This window comes from Alginatibacterium sediminis (genome assembly GCF_003610775.1).
In the GTDB taxonomy this organism is placed as follows: domain Bacteria; phylum Pseudomonadota; class Gammaproteobacteria; order Enterobacterales; family Celerinatantimonadaceae; genus Alginatibacterium; species Alginatibacterium sediminis.
In genome coordinates, this window is the sequence record NZ_RAQO01000008.1 from 240064 (window position 1) to 260854 (window position 20791).

Here is a 20791-nt window from a genome sequence, read left to right on the forward strand (position 1 = left end):
TTGTCCCCTGAGGTACGCCTTTAGATTAGGGTAGAACGAACCATAAGAAAATCTTGTAATTTTTATATCTAGTATCAATTATATTGATGGAAAGCACTGCAACTGTGGCTAGAAAATGATGCAATCGGCAAGGAGTAGAAAAAAGCAGTGGGAGAAAACCAAGAACAGCGTTAAACTGCCGCCCTTGCTGTAGCAAAAAGATTGAATAGGCTTACAATTAGGCTTAAACATGAGCAATAAATTGACTCTATGAACGGCGTTGTAGCGCTATTCGTGGAGATTTTTTGTTCTTTTAATAAAAAGTCTACAACTTACATGCGTAAATCTTGTATACTTGCGCGCAAATTTTGACTCTGACAAAAATAGAGTAGGACAATGACTGATCTATCCAAATATAGAAATATTGGTATTTTTGCTCACGTTGACGCGGGTAAAACAACCACCACAGAACGTATCTTGAAGCTTACTGGTCAAATTCACAAAACTGGTGAAGTACATGACGGTGAATCAACTACAGACTTCATGGAACAGGAAGCTGAGCGCGGTATTACTATTCAGTCGGCTGCAGTTAGCTGTTTCTGGGATGACCACCGCTTTAACGTAATCGACACTCCTGGACACGTTGACTTCACAGTTGAAGTTTACCGTTCATTGAAAGTACTTGATGGCGGCATCGGTGTATTCTGTGGTTCTGGTGGCGTTGAGCCTCAGTCAGAAACTAACTGGCGTTATGCGAACGACTCAGAAGTTGCACGTATTATCTTCGTGAACAAATTGGACCGTATGGGTGCTGACTTCTACCGTGTTGTTAAGCAAACACAAGACGTTCTAGCTGCTAACCCACTGATTATGGTACTACCTATCGGTATCGAAGAAGACTTCGTTGGTGTTGTTGATCTATTGACTCGTAAAGCTTATATCTGGGATGACACAGGTCTACCAGAAAACTACGAGATCACTGATGTTCCAGCTGACATGGTTGACCAAGTTGAAGAATACCGTGAAATGCTAGTTGAATCTGCTGTAGAGCAAGATGACGATCTTATGGAAGCTTACATGGAAGGTGAAGAGCCTTCTATTGAGCAATTAAAAGCTTGTATCCGTAAAGGTACTCGCACCATGGACTTCTTCCCTACTTACTGTGGTTCTGCGTTTAAGAACAAAGGTATTCAATTAATCCTTGATGCTGTTGTTGACTATCTACCGAATCCAACTGAAGTTGACCCACAACCTCTAATGGATGAAGAAGGCGAAGAAACCGGCGATCACGCAATTGTTTCTGCTGACGAAACCTTCAAAGCGCTTGCATTCAAAATCATGGATGACCGTTTCGGTGCATTGACCTTTGTACGTATCTACTCTGGTAAATTGAATAAGGGTGACACCATCCTTAACGCATTTACTGGTAAAACAGAGCGTATTGGTCGTATGGTTGAGATGCAAGCAGACGATCGTAATGAACTATCTAGCGCACAAGCCGGTGATATCATTGCAATCGTAGGCATGAAGAACGTTCAAACAGGTCACACATTATGTGATCCTAAAGACCCATGTACTCTTGAGCCTATGGTATTCCCAGTTCCAGTAATCTCGATTGCTGTTGCGCCAAAAGATAAAGGCGGTTCTGAGAAAATGGGTATCGCAATTGGTAAAATGGTTGCTGAAGATCCATCTTTCCAAGTTGAAACTGACGATGACTCAGGCGAAACCATCCTTAAAGGTATGGGCGAACTTCACCTAGACATTAAAGTAGACATCTTGAAGCGTACTTACGGCGTTGATTTGAATGTTGGTCAACCACAAGTTGCTTACCGTGAAACGATTACTCGTGAAATCGAAGATTCGTACACGCACAAGAAACAATCTGGTGGTTCAGGTCAATTCGGTAAAATCGATTATATTATCCGACCTGGCGAAGTGGGTTCTGGTTACACGTTCACCTCTAAAGTTGTTGGTGGTAACGTACCTAAAGAATTCTGGCCTGCAGTACAAAAAGGCTTTGGTTCTATGATGGAGCAAGGTCCATTAGCAGGCTTCCCACTTCTTGATATGGAAGTAGAATTGTTTGATGGTGGTTTCCACGCAGTTGATTCATCAGCAATTGCTTTTGAAATCGCAGCTAAAGGTGCTTACCGTCAATCAGTGCCAAAAGCGGGGCCACAACTTCTTGAGCCAATCATGAAAGTTGACGTATTCTCTCCAGAAGATCACGTTGGTGATGTTATTGGTGATTTGAACCGTCGTCGCGGCATGATTAAAGACCAAGAAGCTGGTGTTACCGGTGTTCGTATTAAAGCTGACGTACCACTAGCAGAAATGTTTGGTTACATCGGTTCTCTACGTACAATGACTTCTGGTCGTGGTCAGTTCTCTATGGAGTTCTCACACTACGCACCTACGCCACAAAACGTGGCAGAAAAAGTTATTGCTGAAGAGAAAGAGCGTCAAGCTAAGAAGTAATTACAGCATTAATTAGACCCTAAAACCCTGATACCTGGTATCAGGGTTTTTTTATGCCCGCACAAACCTACTCTTTCGATACCGATATCAAACTAATACCAATCCCATTATATTTTTGGTCTTTTACTTGTTGTACTAAAACGCTTAGCTTTAAGAAGAAGTCGCGGTTATTAGCGGTCTAATGACAATAGTGATCAATAAATTACTGTGATTGGTATAAGATGTTTAACCCCCGCTAAAACTAGACCCAGTCCATACCACCGCTATTAGTAATTTCGGCCGCTAAGATTAAGTCAATGACTCACCAATGGTCGGTTTAGTGACTAAGGACCAAAGAGCCGGTCTACACCTGTAAACAAAGGCCGAAGTGTAGGCGAACTAGATCAAAATATGGATCAGCTCTAAATAGGGCTTGGCATGTGCTGTCATACGTCGGTGCTACAAACGAGTAGTGATAGTATTATCCAATCAGGTCAAATGCTAAACTGCGTCCCAATTCCAATCATAGATTTAAAGGTAAGGCCATGAACCCCATTATTGAGATGTTAAAAGCGAACAATATTAGCGACGACAAGATCAACGACATATTCCAAGTACTGACACAAAACCCTCTCGCGGCAATGGCAACGATCAGTGAGCTAGGTATACCGCAAGAAAATATCCAAGTGGTACTTGCAAAAGTCATGCAAAATCCAGCATTGATTAAAGAAGCAGTGAATGAACTTGGATTGGACTTTTCTAAGGTAGAAGCCGCTAAAGAGCAACTCCAAAAGTAAGTCCTGAAGTTCACCATTGGTATTGCGAATTAGAATCAGTATTGAGATCTTAGATCAGCGGGCTTTCTAGCGCGTAACATATTAACAATGCTTTGCGTTTACTAGATCCTGTTTCTATAACTAAGTTTGCTTCTATTTTTGCAATACCACGATGTCGCGCACGATAGATTCGCTCATGCGATGCTCGGCACTAAAATCGAGCGCACGAACGCCGTGGCGCTCAAAACAAGCGAGCAACTCATTACGTTTCGGAATATAGCGATTAAAGGCAAGCACAATCACTCCGCCCGGTTGCAGCATACTCACCCAAGCCTGTGCACATTGCTCAAGCACAGCCAGCGGATTGCGAGTTTTGTCAGTGGTAAAATGCTGCACCCCATAAGGTAGATCACTGGCGATGATATTGAATTTTTCGTTTTTGATAATATTGGATGCTTCGCGCGCATCCCCTTGGATCATACGAAACCCACAGGTCTCGAGTTTAAAATCCAAAAACTGGCCTTTACCCTGCTTATTCGCTTTACCAATAAACCCGTCTTTGAACTGGTGTTTTTGGCGATGTAATTTGGTCCATTTTTTCAAATTACGTTTTACGTCTTCGATAGCCCGTTCGTCTTGTTCAATTCCTCGCGCTTCTAAACCATAACGTAGCGCCCATAGTAAGGTGGTCGCGCGGCCACACATTGGATCAAGCAGTTTTAGTTTTTGCCCCTTAATAGGCTGAACATAGTGCAGTGCGAGGTTTAGCAAAAGTTGGGTAAGGTGCTCGTTAGTTTTGCCTTTAAATTTACTACCAAAAACAAAATCCGGATGCAGTAAAAATTTAGACTCACAGTCTAGGGGAATTAGGCCCTTATCAGTTCGCTCAAAAATCCCAAGCACAAAGGATAAACGTGCAATGGCTTCGCAGTCACTTGCTTTACAGTCAATCTCAATAAAATCCATACCAGCGACAGTTTTAATCTCAAAGCTTTGCGTCCCAAGCACTAAGCTGAGTTCTTTAAGAGCTACGCTTTGATACTCGTGGAAATATGCGCTTTTAGCTTGTGGGGATATAAGTACTGAATAAAACAAAACAACCTTCTTGCGAGCTATAACCTAGGGGGGTTGCAATAGTATATAAGCTAGCCGCTACCGGCACAAATAAGCAGCCTTGCCCAAGGTTGAATTGCGGGCAAGGCTAAGTCTGGCTAATCCTCTTCTGCCACATTCAGATCTCGGTGGTAGTGAACCAGTTTAAAATCCGCTAGGGCTGCATATGCGGCCGGGATAATAAACAACACCAGCAAGGTTGATGCAAAAATACCAAACACAATGGATATCACAATTGGTTTAACCACCTGAGCTTGTAAGCTTGTTTCTAGCATAAGTGGCAATAAGCCTGCCGCCGTGGTCAATGAGGTTAAGAAAACGGCTCTAAAGCGCTCTCTACTCGCGCTCACAACCGCATCATGCACACTATCCCCCAGAGACACGTGATATCGGATGTACTGCACTAATAAAATTGAATCATTGACCACAATCCCCGCTAAGGAAACGAAACCAAGGATGGAAGGCATACTCAAGGGGTAACCCAAAAGAAAATGTCCAAACAGCACACCAATTAAGGCTAGTGGGATAGCTAACATCACCACCACCGGCTCAATATAACTACGGAACTGAAAACTCAAAATTGCAAACAAACCAAACAGCCCAATACTAAAACTTTTTACAAACGAGGCCGCTGTTTTGGCATTTTCTTTCGCTTCGCCTTCAAAGTCAGCTTTTAGTCCTGGGTACTTTTGAGCCAATGCTGGAATAAACTCATTACGCACTCTGGCGTTAATTTCTGTGCTATTACCGATGCGATTATCGACATCGGCCATAACTGTCGCGGTGCGAATCGCATTAATGCGCTGAATACGTACGTAGCCGCGTTCGCTGCTTAATTCTGCAACCGCTATTAAGGGAACTTGGTTGCCATCCTTGAGCATAATTGGGAAGTTTTCAAAACGACTCAAATCGCCAGCTTGTTCTTTATCAAGCCGCACATCAATTTCTATGTTTTCCGGTCCAACTTGAATTTCGTCCGCGGTCTGGCCGTAAAAAGCCGCTCTAAGTTGGCTAGCAATCATATTGCCATCAACCCCGTAAGACTCAGCACCAGGGCGTAGTTTAAGAACGATCTCTTCTTTACCGGGACGCATATCATCCAATACGCCGCTAACCCCTGATAAAGCATTAAGCTGCAACTGTAAATCGATGCTGGCTTGTTTTAATAAGCCTAGGTCAGGATGTTGCAAACGAACTTCAATTGCGCGCCCCGATGGACCCATTGCCGGTTGTTTAAAGACCAACGATAAAGGTTGTGCCAATTCGCCGGTTTCACTGCGCCATTCGTTTATTAAATCATCGATTAAAGTACGCCGGGTTTCGGCTGAACTTAAGTCTAAACGCACCGTAGCGACGTGCGGGCCTGATTCCCCTGCATCCGCATTAAAGTTAAATTGCTCAGTGATATCACGTACTAAGGGTTCGGGCTCTGCATTTTTCTCATCAAGACGCTCACCAACAACTTTGGCGCTGGCGACTAACTTAGCCACAACAACTTCAGTCTGCGCCAAGCTTGAACCAGGAGGTAAAATGATACGCGCTTCGGCAATATCGCCATCGAGTTCTGGAAAACCAACAAACTTAAGCGTGCCGCTAGCAACCAAGGCAATCGCGCAAAGTAACAAACTAAAGGTTGCACCTATGGATAAGTAGCGCCAGCGTACCACCCGTTCAACCCCATTAACCAAATACACATTGCGCACCACTTCAAAGGCTTCAAGTACCTTTAGCTTGATGTAAATCGGTTGCTTTTCTTCTCGATTACGATGCAAAGAATGAGACAAGTGGCTTGGAAGAATCAAAAACGCTTCAATCAAACTAAAACATAGAACCAGTATGAGTACTAATGGAACCACCCTTAACACGGCACCCATTTGCCCATCTAGCCACAGTAAACTACCGAAGATAAACACCGTGGTCAAAAATGAAGATATAACACCCGGCGCCACCTTTTTTACCCCATTGCTGACCGCATCATCAATGCTCATCCCCCGTTCTAAATGGGACGCGATTGACTCCGACAGTACAATGGCATCATCCATCATGATCCCAATGGCCATCAGCAATCCAATCAAGGTCATGATGTTGATCGAAAGGCCAAATAAGGACATTAAATACAGGCCACCTAAAAAGGCGACCGGTAAGCCAGCTGCCACCCAGAACGAATAGCGAAAACTAAAGAATAGCCACATCACTGCAAATACCAACATGATGCCTTGCCAACCATTGCGCAGCATCATTTCTAAACGGTCTTTGAGCAATGACGAGAGATCATTGGTTAAGGTTAAACTCATGCCTTGCGGCAAAATTAGGCGTTCTTGCTCAACGTAGCTTAAAACCTGCTCTTTAATACGCAGGGCATCGTCGGCTTTGTTTTTACTGATATTGAGTATCGCTGCAGGTTTGCCATTAAATATAATTTTGCTTTCATCGAGTTCAAAGCGATCTTCAATGGTTGCGATATCTTTAAGTCGGACCACACCGCCACTGGAATCCGATGAGATAATCATTTCACCTAAGGTCGCTGGAGTAATATTACGCTGGTCAACTCGCAGTAATAGGTTTTTGCCTTTAAGTTCAACATTACCGCTCGGGATTTTTATATTTTGAGACGAAATCTGGCTTGCAACATCGTTCACACTCATATTGAGTCGGCGCAAATCAATTTCGTTTAGTGAGACGCGTAATTGATGGGTCGAAAAACCAGATACTCGAACTAAGCTGACATCGGCTTCGGTTTTTAGCCGTCGTTTCAAATCTTCAGCGTAGGCTTTTAGGTCCGGCCAACTAGCGTCGCCGTTGATGGCAATATCAACGACCGGCTCTGACCATTCAAACTCTCGTACTATCGGCGGCTCAATTTGAGCTGGAAAATCGTTAATGGCATTAATTTCGGTTTGAACATCGACCATCATCCGGCCAACGTCGGCATCGTCGCTTAGTTTGACTAATAATGATGCTGAACCTTCTAAGGCAGTACAACGGGTTTCCTCTATGCTAGAAAGACCATCAACAGCGTCTTCCATGCGCAGACACAAGCTCTCCTCCACCTCAATTGGCGAAGCACCTGGATAGATAATTTGCGCTTGGACATACGGCACCGAAAAATCGGGAAAAGTTTCACGTTTAATGCTGCCTATACTGCTCAGACCAAGGAATATAAACGCAATCATTATAAGATTGGCTAAGGTCGGGTGGCTGGTGAAGTAACGGATCATCGTTTAGCCCTCATCCGACAAACTATGGACCCGCATACCAACAACAGCTGGAATTAAATCGCTAAGTATAAGTTGTTCTCCGGGTTGTATATCCCCAGCAATTGCTACACCTTCACTTGAACGATACAAGGCAACCACCGGTTTGATGTCTAAGGTTTTATCCTTCGTCATCACGTAGATTTTGCCCTCTCGTAATGCTCGCTCTGGAATCACAAAGCGTGGACTTGCCCCGCCTTCAATATGCGCTTCAAGAAACATCCCATTTGACAGTGGCGGGTTTGAACCAACCTCCACTGTTTTTACATCTTGCTTCACTTCTAAAAATAGGCCAATCGTGGCTTGGTCTGGGTTAACGGTATCGCTGAGGCGAGTGACTTTGGCTGGCCATTCAAAGCTGATATCAGCACTGCGCAATATAACTTTAGCTTGCATATTGAGCTTGGATAATTCAGGGAACTCACCATCACGAGGGATAGCAGTATAAGACTCAATCAAGCGTCTCAGATCAGGTAGGCTTAGCTGCGCATCAATGACCATGGTGTCCATGCGCTGTGCTTCAAACATCACCAACTGCATATTAACTACTTGGTCTTGTTCTACACTCACTTCGGCAATACGTGCATCAAAAGGTAAAACAAACTTAGTTTTAGATAACTCACGCTGAGCATCATCAACTTTAGCTTGATCAACATTAACCTGCGCCTTGGTTACCAATCTGTCGTCGGGCAACAACTTAATTAGGTTTTCCAAATCTTGAACTAATTTTTGTTGGCCTAAGTAGCTTATTTTCTCAAGCTCCAACTCAGAGCTCGAAATCAAGTTTTTCTGTTTGAGTTGGTTCTTACGCGCAAGCTCGCCTTGCGAGAGCTTTAAACGTTGTTTTTCTAATGCCAAGGTTGCTGCGTAGTTGCGCTCTTCTTGATCAATGCGCGTCAACTGGGTTTCACTTGCACGTAAATTCGCTTGCGCTTGGGCTAGTTTTAGCTCGTATTCGGAAGGGTCAATTTCAAGCAGCAATGTGCCTTGGTTGATAAAGCGTCCTCTTTCAAGGTCTGGATGCTTATAAATAATACGTCCGCTAACTTCAGCCACCGCTTGCAAAGATGTTTTGGGGCTAACCCGGCCAAAGGCTAAAATTTTCGGTGCTGAATCACTAAGCTCTAAAGCTTGTACTTCTACCAAACGACTCGCAGGCTCGATGTCTTGAGTAGCTACTTTAGGCTCGGGCCGGGTGGCGATAAACAAAATGATGATGCCAACCGCGAACGCTGGAACAAATAGTAATTTACGGGGTTTAATCATGTTCGGGTTTCCTCATCATTCCGTGTTTTAATAAGCTGACGTTATGCTGAAATAGTTGTTCTAAAGAGGCCTCATCTAGCCCTATTCCATGTTGTTCTCGTATCATTGGCGGCATAATAAACGGGAAAACCGTCATACTCATAATGCTGAACAATGCCAAACTAGGGTTTATCCCGTCTCTCAAAAAGTCTTGCCCTGAAATATAGCTAGATATATCGGACTCAATCTTTCGAAACATATTGTTTCGAATGATTTGGTGTTCGCTATTGTTTTCGGGCAACGATGCCAAGCGAAATACCAGCAAAGGAAAGTCTGGATACTTTTGCATGACTTGATAGTAACGGTGCATAACACCGGTTAGCCCATCAAAATTCTCGGCTTTTTTAAGTTGTTTAAATTCATGAAAAATAGGCTGAGTTGTTTCAATGACCATGGCACTAAAGAGTTTATCTTTGCTGCCAAAATAATAGCGAATTAAACCCGCATCAACACCAGCCTCTTTAGCAATACTACGGATAGAAACTTTGCTGTACTCTTGTTGAACAAAGCAGTTTCGCGCCGCATCAATAAGCCGCTCTCGGCTATGGCTTGGCGTACTTGGCCGTCCTACTGCGTTTTTATCCTTGGGAATGGACATTATGCATCCTTTATTCTGCAACTGTAGAATATCTTACACCTAAATTCTGCAGGTGCAGAAATCCTTTAATTCCTAATTTTTCTACATTTGTAGAATAATAGGCGCAATTAGCAAACAGAGATCAGAGGTGACTAACATTTCTCGCTGATTTTAAAGATAAAATTGATCGCACTTTATGAATTTACGTATAGATTTAGTAGAAGGATTAAAGTGGTGTGACTTTAATTATAAATAAGCGAGTTGAACTTCAAGCTAAATGACTGCTTCAGTACAAATTTAGGCATTATGAGTTCAAACAATCGCCAGATCAGGAGTAGGGCTTTATGTCAGAAAAAATACAGGTTGGTATAAGCGCTTGCTTAGTTGGCGATAAAGTACGTTTCGACGGCGGTCATAAACAAAGCCGCTACTGTTTAGATGTACTAAGTGAGTATTTCGAATATGTTCGTTCTTGCCCTGAAATGGCAATTGGAATGGGCACTCCGCGTAAAACCATTCGATTGCTGAAAGGGCCTGAACGTATTGAAGTTGTGGCTAGCGACGGCAGCTTTGAAGTAACCGACAAACTTCTTAACTACAGTGACGAGCGCGTTGAGCAGCTTGAACACCTTGACGGTTATATCGTTTGCGCCAAATCTCCAAGTTGCGGCATGGAACGCGTAAGTGTCTTTGATCCTGAAAAGAACATGGGCAGCCGAGATGGCGTTGGAGTGTTTACTCGAAAGCTGATGGACCGCTACCCTTATTTACCTGTTGAAGAAGACGGACGACTTAATGATCCGCATCTGCGCGAAAATTTTATTACTCGAGTTTATGCCCACCAAGCCTGGCGGGAGCTAAAAGAAAGCGGCCTAACTGTCTCTAAAGTAATGAGTTTTCACTCTCGCTACAAGTACTTGCTTATGGCACACAATCAAGGTGCGTACCGGGAATTAGGCCCGATTGCGGCTAAGCTGAAAGGCAACGATGACCATGAAGGCTTCGAGTCCTACTTCCAAAGCTTTATGACGACTCTGAAATATAACCCTAGTCGTAAAAACCACAGTAACGTTATGCAGCATTTGCAGGGGTATTTAAAAACCCAACTAAATGCCCGTCAAAAGCAAGAGCTCGGTGAGCAGATAGACAAATACCGCGAAGGAACCTTGCCATTATTCGCACCACTAACCTTGCTGAAACACTATTTAAACGAGTTTCCCAATGAGTATTTGGCCATGCAAACCTATTTGGATCCGTACCCAGAAGCCTTAAAGCTTCGTTACGCTTTATAACGTTGACCAATTGACTGACAAGGATGCTGTATGTCACTGCTATTGTGGTTTAGAAACGATCTTCGATTAGATGACCATCAGGCGCTGCAAGCTATGTTGGAGCGCAGCAAAGCCGAGAACCTTAGCTGCCGCGCTGTTTTTATAAGCACACCAAAGCAGTGGCAAGGGCACAACATCGCTGGTATTAAACTGGAACTTATCGAGGCACAGCTTAACCACCTAGCACGCTCGCTTGGCGAGCTTGGCATCCCTTTTGAAGTGCTAGCAGGCAGCGATTTTAACAGTCAGCCACAGTTGTTAAAAAACTACTGCGATCGCTATCAAATTCAAGGTATCTACGCCAGTGTCGAGCCTGAAATCAATGAAATTAAGCGCGACCAAGCCGTCACCAATGTCGGCTTATCATTAACTCTATGCCAAGGACATTGCATATTGCCTACGGGTAGCGTGCTCAATCAGCAAGGTCACATGTTTAAGCGCTTTACACCTTTCAAAAAAGTTTGGCTTGAACACGTGAAGTTAGAAACTTGGTGCTGTTTTTCGCCCTTCAATCAACCGGTTCAACATGCACCAGCGCTAAGCAATTCAGAAGTTAATTTAGGGCTACCTGAACACGAGCAAGGTGCTATTGATTGCACTATTTGGCCTAGTGGTGATGGCAAGATACTGCAACTTGCACACGACTTTATTCAAACCCGCGCTAGCCACTATCATCAAGAACGCGATATCCCAAGCTTGGATTCAACCAGCAAGCTATCGGCCTACCTGGCTATAGGAGCGATATCGCCTCGCCGCTTATTAAACATGTTGCTACAACATGACCCACTATTATTTGAAGCCCACGACGAAGGCCACGACGAAGGCCAGCAAGCTTGGCTAAACGAAATAATATGGCGAGAGTTTTACCGCCATCTCATTGTCGCCTATGCTCATTTATGTAAAGGGCAAAATTTTGTGAGTAACGCCAACCGTATCGCATGGCGCAATTCTCCCGATTTGTTTGAAGCATGGTGTCAAGGTAAAACCGGCTACCCGCTGGTCGATGCGGCAATGCGTCAACTGCTTGCCACCGGATGGATGCACAATCGACTTCGGATGGTGGTTGCCAGCTTTCTAACCAAGCATTTATTGGTTGATTGGCGCCATGGGGAACGTTTCTTTATGCGGCATCTGATTGATGGGGATTTGGCCGCTAACAATGGCGGCTGGCAATGGGCTGCAAGTACTGGCTGTGATGCACAACCCTACTTTAGGATTTTTAATCCTATCCGACAAAGTGAACGTTTTGATCCTCATGGGCACTTTATCCGTAAGTGGGTTAAAGAACTTAAAGACATTGAAGGGAAAGCTATTCACTTTCCTAACAAAGGCTTAGGTCTCGGGGATTACCCCAGCGCCATCGTCGACCATGCTCAGGCTCGCAAACTAGCCTTAGAAGAATTTTCGGTGATTTCAAACAAGTCGTAAATCGGAGAGGTATCACCATGTCAGTATGTGAATCATTGACACAACAGGGTTTAGAGCGATTTATCGAACTTTACCAACAGCTCAATAAAGATAATTTGCACCGTCTGCATGAGATATATGCCCCGCAAGTAGAGTTTAGTGATCCGATGCATCAAATTGATGGCTTGGATAATTTGAGCAAGTACTTTGAACAACTGTACTTAAACCTCGAACACTGCGAATTTGTGATCGAGCAAAGCTTTATCAAGGATAGTTCTGCTAGTTTAGTTTGGACCATGAATTTCAAGCACCCTAAATTGAACAAAGGACAGATTGTCTGCGTGCCCGGAATGACTCATCTACAATTCCAAGACGATAAAATTATTTATCACCGCGACTACCTCGACTCAGCCACCATGCTTTACGAGCACCTGCCTGTTTTAGGATGGGCAATACGCTCAATCAAACAAAGGTTTGGTCAATGAGTCACTGGGTATTAATCACCGGAGCTAGTTCAGGGATCGGCCATGCCTTGGTTTGTGAGTACATCAATGCCGGTTGGAATGTCATCGCATGCGGGCGCAGGCAGCAAGCCCTTGACGACTTGCATAGCTCACTGCGCGACAGCTCGCGATTACATACTTTGGTTTTCGACATGAACCAACGCGACGCCGTAATGCAGGCCTCATTGAGTTTAGATGCGACCCTCGACTTGGTCATACTCAATGCGGGAACCTGCGAATATATCGACAATCCGCATCAGCACTTTGACAGCAGCTTGTTTGAACGGGTGATACAAACCAATTTGATTGGCATGGCAAACTGCATTGAATACTTTATGCCAAAGCTAAAGCGTCCTGGTCGGATTGCTCTAATGGGCTCAAGCTCAAGCTACTTACCATTGACTCGAGCTCAGGCTTATGGCGCTTCAAAAGCCGCCACCAGCTACTTAGCACAAAGCTTAGCCATTGATTTATACGCGCATCAAATTTCGGTCAGCCTTATTAATCCAGGATTTGTCGAAACCCCGCTTACCCAAGCCAATGACTTTCCAATGCCCGCCATCGTCTCAAGTACCAAAGCGGCATCAATAATTCGCCAGCAACTCGACAAGGGTAAAGCAGAGATCCATTTTCCGAAGCGCTTTACCTTGTTGTTAAAGTTTATTGGCTTACTGCCCCAATCATGGTGGTTGCGACTCTCTCAAGCCATGCTAAACAAACAATCTTCGGCAGAGCCACCAACTTCGCATAAGGAACAATCATGAAACGAATTGCTATCATCGGAACCGGTATCTCCGGCTTAGTTTGCGCACGTTTGTTACATCAAGAACATGAGGTTCAAGTCTTTGAGGCCAATGACTACATAGGCGGACATACTGCAACCGTCGATGTAGAGACCCCGCAAGGACAATTTGCAATAGATACCGGCTTTATCGTATTCAATGACCGCACCTACCCAAATTTTATTAAGCTTTTACATACGCTTGGCGTAGCTTATCAAGATAGCGAGATGAGTTTTAGTGTCAAAAATGACAGCCAAAACCTAGAGTACAATGGTCACTCAATTTCAACCTTATTTGCTCAAAAACGCAATTATCTAAATCCAAAGTTTTATAGCTTAATTCGCCAAATTCTTAAGTTTAACAAGGCCTGTAAGCAACGCTGGCAAGACCAAGATATTAAGAGTGACGAAACTCTGGGTAGCTACATCAAGCAATTAGGGCTAAACGACTACTTTGCTACTAACTATATATTGCCAATGGGAGCTGCCATTTGGTCAGCAAGCTTAGACGAATCGCAACAAATGCCACTCGAGTTTTTTATCCGATTCTTTGTCAATCACGGATTACTCAACGTCAGCGACCGACCTCAGTGGTTTGTAGTCAAAGATGGTTCGCGCAGTTATATCCCAGCACTAATTGCAGGCTTAGAAGAGCGCATCCACTTAAATTCCCCCGTTCAATCAGTTAAACGCCTTAACCAAGGCGTAGAATTGACAATCAATGGCGAGGTGCAGCACTTTGATGACGTGGTGTTGGCCTGTCACTCAGACCAAAGCTTGTCTATGCTAAGCGACGCCACTAACGACGAACAGAAAGTACTTAGCCAGCTTAAATATCAAAACAACGAAGTGGTTTTGCATACTGATGTTAGCTTACTACCAAAGCGAAGAGCAGCTTGGGCGGCTTGGAACTATGGACTAAATGGCGATAGCACCAGCGCAGCAGCGGTAACTTACAATATGAATATACTGCAAGGACTCGACGAAAAAGCGCCCACGTTTTGCGTAACCTTAAACCAAACCCAATCGATTGACCCAAGTAAAATACTGCGTAGCTTTAATTACGCCCATCCCATGTTTAATCACCAAAGCATTCAGGCTCAACAGCAGCGTAATCTCATTTGTGGTAAGTCCAATACCCATTTTGCTGGGGCTTACTGGTATAACGGCTTTCACGAAGATGGCGTTCGCAGTGCCCTCGATGTTTGCCAGCGCTTTGGCCTTACCCTAGAGAGCTTGCTGAGTCCAAAGACGAAACCATCGACTCAAACTATACCAAAGGTCGAACCGAGCCAAGTACCAGAGCCTAGCCATGCGTAGTGCCATTTACCGCGGTAAAGTCAGCCACAAACGCTTTGGTGCTAAAGAGCACCAATTCGCCTATCGAGTTTTCTATCTCGCATTAGACCTTGATGAACTTCAAGCGGTCGACAAGCTCGGTCCTTGGTTTAAGCTAGCACGCTTTGCTCCCCTGCAATTACGCCCGCAGGATTACCTAGATAGTCCAGAGCGTTTAGATAAACATTACGTTTGGAACCAAATCATCAAAACCCATCCCCAAGCTCAAGAAACACCTCAAGGTCGGGTGGTTATGGTGGCTATGTTGCGTTGTTTTGGACTGTTTTTTAGCCCCGTTAATTTCTACTTTGCCTACGATGAACACGACCAAGCCACATGGATGCTTGCTGAGGTTAGTAATACACCGTGGAACGAACGTCACTGCTATGTGGTTGACTTAAAAGCGCCGCAACCCAGCCCCAAAGAATTTCATGTGAGTCCATTTATGGATTTGGACATGGATTATCACTGGTGTGTTAGACCGCCGAGCGAACATCTTGCAGTTGATATAGAAAGTGTAAAAACAAATAAACTTTTTCAGGCCAAGTTACGTTTACAAAGATATGAATTAAGTAACCGTTCGCTACGTAATCAAGTTTTATCAATACCTTCAATGGTTTTAAAAACACTGTTTGGTATTTATTGGCAGGCATTCAAATTGTTTTTTATCAAACGAATCCCATACGTAGCACATCAAAGTTCGATGGAGAAAAAATAATGGAAGTGACTGCTGCTCTTAAATCACAAAGCAATTATATCGACCGTATCTGCGCATCAATTGTAACTAAGTTGCTCGACAGGCTTCAGTTTGCTCATATCGACCTACATGACAATGGCCAACATTCTAGTTTTGGCGACACCAACTCAGATTTGTCAGTGAGTATCACGGTTCACAATCCCGGATTTTATCGACGCATCGTTACTGGTGGTAGTATTGAGGCATCACTTTCTTACATTGATGCCGACTGGAGTTGCAGTGATTTAAGCGCTCTGATGCAAATTTTTGTGCGTAATGAGAAAGTATTGGACCAACTGGAAAGCCGATTTGCTTGGCTAACCGCGCTTAAGCACAAGCTGTTTCATCGCAGTAATAGCAACAGCGTTAAAGGTTCCAAGAAAAATATTCTAGCTCATTACGATCTTGGCAATGACTTATACGCTAGCTTTCTAGACCCGCGCATGCAGTATTCAAGTGCCGTGTTCCCAAGTAAAACGATGAGTTTGGAAGACGCACAATATGCCAAACTTGAAAAAATATGTCAGCAGTTGCAACTAAAGCCAGGGGAGCATCTACTCGAGATCGGCAGCGGTTGGGGCGGCTTAGCCATTCACGCGGCAAAACACTATGGCGTGCAAGTCACCACCACCACGATCTCTGAAGCGCAACATCAATGGGCGAACGCAGAAATTAGTGCGCAAGGCTTACAGGAACAAATTACCTTGCTCAAAAAAGACTACCGTGAGTTGGAGGGAGAGTACGACAAGCTAGTGTCAATTGAGATGATTGAAGCGGTAGGTTTTGAGCACTTGGATCAATTCTTTAAAGTATGCCAACGTCACTTAAAGCCGAATGGATTGATGTTCTTGCAATCAATAACCATCAACGACCAACGTTTTGATAGTTATCGCAAAAGCGTCGACTTTATTCAGCGTTATATTTTTCCTGGGGGCTGCTTACCATCCATTTCAGTATTGTGCCAACAGTACGCTAAGAACACCGATATGGTGGTTCAAAGTATTGATGATATTGGCCAAGACTACGCCTTAACCTTGGAACACTGGCAGCAACGATTTAATGCTAAACAAAGCGAGCTGCAAAATCATGGCTTTGACCAACGCTTTTCTCGACTTTGGAATTTCTATTTCAGCTACTGTATCGGAGGGTTCAAAGAGCGGGCCATTTCCACGGTTCATATTTTAGCTGCAAAACCTGACTATCGCGCTTAGCATGGCAATTAACCCACGCGGGATGTTCTGGCTCAATCTCGCTTGTTTTCAACTGGCGTGGTTTTTGTCGGTGTCAAAACAAAATGATGCACTGTTGTGGGTGGGCGCCTTACTTGTAGTACAGCTGGTTTTCAGCCCTAGCAAGTTGCGGGATTTGAGCCTACTACTAAGCATTGGTTTACTCGGGATAGCTCTCGATTTGGTGCTCACTCAAGCTTCAGTGTTTATATTTTCGCCCATACAATCCCCTTGGTGGCTGGCCTTATTATGGTTTCATTTTGCGCTAGCGCTAAATTATAGTTTAGGCTGGCTTAGCAGAATTCCGCTGCCGCTTGCTATGTTAGTTTCCGCAATTGCAGGACCTTTTTCTTACGCAATGGGATACCGATTAGATGCCGTAGAGTTTGGCCTACCACTGCTACAAACACTGCTCATTCTGTCGCTTTGCTGGGCACTCTCCATATTGGTATTTCTTAAGGTTCGCAGCACGATTACCCAACTACAGTGATCGCTTAACGGCTTTGGTCCGTAACTCTACTAAGGCCAGCTGGGCCAACTAATGAGAGGGACAAACAATGACCATTCGCAGCCTGTTAATTCTGAGCTATATCCTGGCCGCAGCAACGGTTAATGCACAATCGGCTGCAAACCACGAGCGCGACGACTGGCGCTTGCTTGGACAAGCCCAAATGAGCTGGCTAATCTTCGATATTTATTCAGCCAAGCTTTATCAGCAACGCAACACCGAACTTAGCGACATTCTCGACAGTAACGAACACTTACTAGCAGTAGAGATCACTTACCAACGCAATATATCGCAGCAAAAATTGCTAATGGCCACCGAGAGAGAGCTAAGCTCTGTCAATCGTAAATCATCGCAATTTAGCTTAAGTGAGTCCCAAATCCAAAGTTGGATTGCCAGTTTAGAGACTATTTGGCCTGACGTAGTCAAAGGAGACGTCATCCGCTTCGAAGTACAAAGCTCAGGCTTAGGCGTTTTTTACTATAACGATGAAGTCATTGGAAGTATTAAAGACCGTGCTTTTTCTCCTGCCTTTATGGCGCTTTGGATATCCCCTCAATGCAGCTATCCAAAGCTGTGTGCCCAGCTACGAGGACCGCTTAATGTATAACTTGTTCCCAAATCAACCAGCCAAAACGCAAGGCTTTCTGCGCAGCTTGGTAATTTGTGCCAGCTTATTGTTAAGCGCGTGCAGTGCGCCATCAATTGAAGATTACGTGGACAGTCAGCCGACTCTCAATCTTGAACAATTCTTTGATGGCCCACTATTGGCTCATGGCATTGTTCGCGACCGTAATGGCTTAATGACCCGCAGCTTTGTTGCACAACTGCAAGGCTCATGGAAAACGATAGATGGCAAGCTAACCGGAACCTTAGATGAAGACTTTATTTATAACGATGGCGAAATAAGCAAACGGATCTGGACCATCGTCAAACAAGCCGACAACAGCTACACCGGTACCGCTTCTGATATTGAGGGTGAAGCAGTCGGTGAGAGTAGTGGCTCAGCCCTGCGTTGGGTGTATCAGTTGTACATAGAGGTAGATGACACCCAATATTTAGTCGACTTTGATGACTGGATGTATTTGGTCGATGAGCACACGATTCTTAATCATAGCGTCATCAAAAAATGGGGCTTTGAAGTAGGTGAAGTAATGTTGAGTATTAGGCGCTTGCCAGAATGAATAACACCAAACCATCTTCCTACAGTATTTGACGGTTCGTACACCACTGTATCCACCCTTCACAGACGAAGAGTGGTGTACAGAGCCTTCAGTGATTGTCCAATATACGAGCTTTCAATTAGTGGTTGTTAGAAAAAACTATCTAAAATGCTTCCAGAGCCTGCCATCAATCGCTGATAAACCCAGTGCAATCAGTAACATTCCTAGTAAATGTATTCCTTGTAGTGTTTCGTTCAAAAATATAGAGCCCAGCAGTACCGCTGAAACCGGAACTAACAAGGTGACTAACAGCACGTTGGTAGCGCCTGCAAGTTCAAGTATTTTGAAATAAAGCACGTAGGCAAACGCTGTTGAAAACACGGCAAGTCCCATCACTGCCAACCAGGTTTGGGTACTAGTCGCGTTGAACTCAATTGGCCCATCAACAAGCAATGTAATTGGAATCAAAACTAAAGCCGACGCCGTAACCTGCCCGGCAGCCGTTACCACAGGATTTAGCCCCATACTTTTAAAGCGGCGACCAAAGACACCAGCAAATGCATAAGAAATAGCAGCCCCAACAATCGCGAGTTGCGCCAACAATTTACCGCTGCCACTTAAGGCTGGCACGCCTATCATCACAACAACACCTACAAAACCCAGACTCACACCAAACAGCTTCAGTTTGGTAGGGCGCTCGTCAGGCAGTAATAAACCGGCGACAATAACAGCAAATATAGGCGTCGCCGCATTGAGTATCGACGCGAGTCCTGAAGCAATTTGGGTTTGTCCCCATACAATTAAGGCGAACGGAATGACATTATTGAGTATACCCATCCCCAGAAATGAGCCCCACACCTTGAGGCTTTTGGGAGGGCGAATCCCCATCACTAACGCAAATGTCCACAAGGCTAATGCGGCAACACCCACACGTAAGCTAACAATCGTTAAAGGCGGCAGCTCATTGACTGCAACCCCAACCCAAAAGAACGAAGCCCCCCAAAGCACAGAAAGTAAGATAAGCAAAAACCAAACTTTTGAGTTCATCGCGTTCGAAATTGTAGAGCTCATAACAGCTTCCATTCATGGCAGGTCGTGACTTGCGTGGCGTCCATACTAAGTCAAACATGACCCAACAAACATCCGATTTTTGCGTTTTATTAATAATTATCTTCTGCGTTCAATCAGCACTTACTTAGCAAGAATCGGATAGCATAGACTAAAAAAATATGGTGCTATAGCCTTAACAACGCAATGAGAGAACAAGCATGCCAATGCCCGCTAATGCCGAAATGCTAAAAGCTATACAAAGCCGAGATGCCTTATTTGACGGTCAATTTTACTATGGCGTGGTGACGACCGGTGTGTTTTGCCAACCTTCTTGTTCTAGTAAAATGGCTAATCCAGAAAATATTCGTTTGTTACCCAATATTGAGTCTGCACTTCAAAGTGGTTTTCGTCCTTGTAAGCGTTGTTGTCCAGCCGGACCCGACCAGAAAATACAAAAGCTAGTTGATGTGGCACGTTATATTGAGCAACACCTTGATGATAAACTAAGCTTAGCGTCGTTAGGCACTATGGTTCAGCTTTCAGGTTCTAGACTACAACGGGTTTTTAAAGAAGCGTTTGGGGTAAGTCCAAAACACTATCAAGATGCGATTAGAATGCGCCACTTTAAGCACAGCCTCAAGCAAGGAGAGCCCATTAGCGATGCGATCTATGCCGCTGGGTTTGGCTCTTCAAGCCGAGTCTACGGCGAAGCCTCGCGCAACATAGGTATGACACCCAAGGCCTATCGCGATGGCGGAAACGGCGAGACTATTCACTATGCCTGTCGCAACACCACCTTTGGGCACATCATTATGGCCGCCACTACTAAGGGCGTGTGCTCAGTACAGTTTGCTGACAATGAAAGTGAATTACTCCCGCTTTTATCCAAGGAATTCCCAAAAGCAACTCTGCTTCACTCTACCGCGCAAAACTCTCCAGCGCTTGATAACTGGATACATGCCTTAGATCAACACCTCAATCAAGGTACTGCAAAACCAGAGCTCCCTCTTGATATCAGAGGCACCACATTCCAAATTAAAGTGTGGCAATGCTTACTTAGTATCAAAGAAGGCGAAGTGATGAGTTATGGCGATGTCGCAGCAAACATCGACCAGCCTAAGGCTGTTCGAGCTGTAGGCACAGCCTGCGGTAAAAACCCGGTTGGCGTACTTATACCCTGTCACCGGGTGCTGCGAGCTGACGGCTCGCTAGGTGGGTATCGTTGGGGTGAGCATCGCAAGCAAACACTTTTAGCGCGTGAAAAGCCAGCACGTAAGGCATAAT

18 protein-coding genes are annotated in these 20791 nt (G+C 44.5%); 13 read left to right on the top strand and 5 right to left on the bottom strand.

Translation table 11 applies throughout. From position 1 onward, the window contains the following. Positions 1–375: 375 nt before the first annotated feature. Both fusA and DBZ36_RS15075 read left to right on the top strand, forming a co-directional pair. A complete protein-coding gene (fusA, locus tag DBZ36_RS15070; protein WP_120355786.1) occupies positions 376–2460 on the top strand; it encodes an elongation factor G in 2085 nt (694 codons plus the stop codon). Positions 2461–2984: 524 nt separating this feature from the next. Further along, the gene (locus DBZ36_RS15075) at positions 2985–3236 is read left to right on the top strand and encodes a DUF2999 family protein (protein WP_120355787.1); all 252 of its coding nucleotides are present in this window, start codon (positions 2985–2987) and stop codon (positions 3234–3236) included. A gap of 132 nt (positions 3237–3368) precedes the next feature. On the opposite strand, the gene DBZ36_RS15080 is transcribed toward DBZ36_RS15075, so the two are convergent. From DBZ36_RS15080 to DBZ36_RS15095, 4 genes are all read right to left on the bottom strand, one after another. Beyond that, positions 3369–4310 carry a TRM11 family SAM-dependent methyltransferase gene (locus DBZ36_RS15080; RefSeq protein ID WP_120355788.1) on the bottom strand — a complete coding sequence of 314 codons (942 nt, stop codon included), beginning with the start codon at positions 4308–4310 and terminating at the stop codon, positions 3369–3371. A 116-nt stretch (positions 4311–4426) separates the two neighbouring features. Then, the gene (locus DBZ36_RS15085) at positions 4427–7546 is read right to left on the bottom strand and encodes an efflux RND transporter permease subunit (protein WP_120355789.1); all 3120 of its coding nucleotides are present in this window, start codon (positions 7544–7546) and stop codon (positions 4427–4429) included. 3 nt (positions 7547–7549) lie between these two features. After that, the gene (locus DBZ36_RS15090) at positions 7550–8848 is read right to left on the bottom strand and encodes an efflux RND transporter periplasmic adaptor subunit (RefSeq protein ID WP_120355790.1); all 1299 of its coding nucleotides are present in this window, start codon (positions 8846–8848) and stop codon (positions 7550–7552) included. After that, positions 8841–9485 (bottom strand): TetR/AcrR family transcriptional regulator, encoded by a 645-nt coding sequence (locus tag DBZ36_RS15095; RefSeq protein ID WP_120355791.1) that lies wholly within the window; start codon positions 9483–9485, stop codon positions 8841–8843. Before DBZ36_RS15095 ends, DBZ36_RS15090 begins: the two co-directional genes overlap by 8 nt. 323 nt (positions 9486–9808) lie before the next feature. Here DBZ36_RS15095 and DBZ36_RS15100 point away from each other — a divergent pair, with 323 nt between their 5' ends. From DBZ36_RS15100 to DBZ36_RS15145, 10 genes are all read left to right on the top strand, one after another. Further along, complete coding sequence (locus tag DBZ36_RS15100) at positions 9809–10756, top strand: YbgA family protein (protein WP_120355792.1); 948 nt, start codon at positions 9809–9811, stop codon at positions 10754–10756. 30 nt (positions 10757–10786) lie between these two features. After that, entirely contained in the window at positions 10787–12223 is a 1437-nt protein-coding gene (gene phrB, locus DBZ36_RS15105) for a deoxyribodipyrimidine photo-lyase (RefSeq protein WP_120355793.1), read from the top strand. A gap of 17 nt (positions 12224–12240) precedes the next feature. Then, positions 12241–12687: a nuclear transport factor 2 family protein gene (locus DBZ36_RS15110; protein ID WP_120355794.1), complete on the top strand. Its 447-nt coding sequence runs from the start codon at positions 12241–12243 to the stop codon at positions 12685–12687. After that, positions 12684–13469 (top strand): SDR family NAD(P)-dependent oxidoreductase, encoded by a 786-nt coding sequence (locus DBZ36_RS15115; protein ID WP_120355795.1) that lies wholly within the window; start codon positions 12684–12686, stop codon positions 13467–13469. The genes DBZ36_RS15110 and DBZ36_RS15115 overlap by 4 nt, the downstream gene beginning before the upstream one ends. Continuing rightward, positions 13466–14806: an NAD(P)/FAD-dependent oxidoreductase gene (locus tag DBZ36_RS15120; RefSeq protein ID WP_120355796.1), complete on the top strand. Its 1341-nt coding sequence runs from the start codon at positions 13466–13468 to the stop codon at positions 14804–14806. The genes DBZ36_RS15115 and DBZ36_RS15120 overlap by 4 nt, the downstream gene beginning before the upstream one ends. After that, positions 14799–15542, top strand: coding sequence for a DUF1365 domain-containing protein (locus DBZ36_RS15125; protein ID WP_120355797.1), 744 nt, complete (start codon positions 14799–14801; stop codon positions 15540–15542). The genes DBZ36_RS15120 and DBZ36_RS15125 overlap by 8 nt, the downstream gene beginning before the upstream one ends. After that, positions 15542–16771: an SAM-dependent methyltransferase gene (locus tag DBZ36_RS15130; protein ID WP_120355798.1), complete on the top strand. Its 1230-nt coding sequence runs from the start codon at positions 15542–15544 to the stop codon at positions 16769–16771. Before DBZ36_RS15125 ends, DBZ36_RS15130 begins: the two co-directional genes overlap by 1 nt. A 1-nt stretch (position 16772) precedes the next feature. Continuing rightward, complete coding sequence (locus DBZ36_RS15135; RefSeq protein WP_120355799.1) at positions 16773–17279, top strand: DUF2878 domain-containing protein; 507 nt, start codon at positions 16773–16775, stop codon at positions 17277–17279. Between the two features lie 67 nt (positions 17280–17346). Further along, positions 17347–17904, top strand: a complete 558-nt coding sequence (locus DBZ36_RS15140) for a chalcone isomerase family protein (RefSeq protein WP_120355800.1) — start codon at positions 17347–17349, stop codon at positions 17902–17904. Then, entirely contained in the window at positions 17897–18478 is a 582-nt protein-coding gene (locus tag DBZ36_RS15145; protein ID WP_120355801.1) for a DUF3833 domain-containing protein, read from the top strand. Before DBZ36_RS15140 ends, DBZ36_RS15145 begins: the two co-directional genes overlap by 8 nt. A gap of 138 nt (positions 18479–18616) precedes the next feature. Here the strand turns inward: DBZ36_RS15145 and DBZ36_RS15150 are convergent, their stop codons facing one another. After that, a complete protein-coding gene (locus DBZ36_RS15150; protein WP_120355802.1) occupies positions 18617–19528 on the bottom strand; it encodes a DMT family transporter in 912 nt (303 codons plus the stop codon). 197 nt (positions 19529–19725) lie between these two features. Between DBZ36_RS15150 and DBZ36_RS15155 the strand changes: the two genes are divergently transcribed. Continuing rightward, positions 19726–20790, top strand: a complete 1065-nt coding sequence (locus DBZ36_RS15155) for a bifunctional transcriptional activator/DNA repair enzyme AdaA (RefSeq protein ID WP_120355803.1) — start codon at positions 19726–19728, stop codon at positions 20788–20790. Position 20791: the final 1 nt, after the last annotated feature.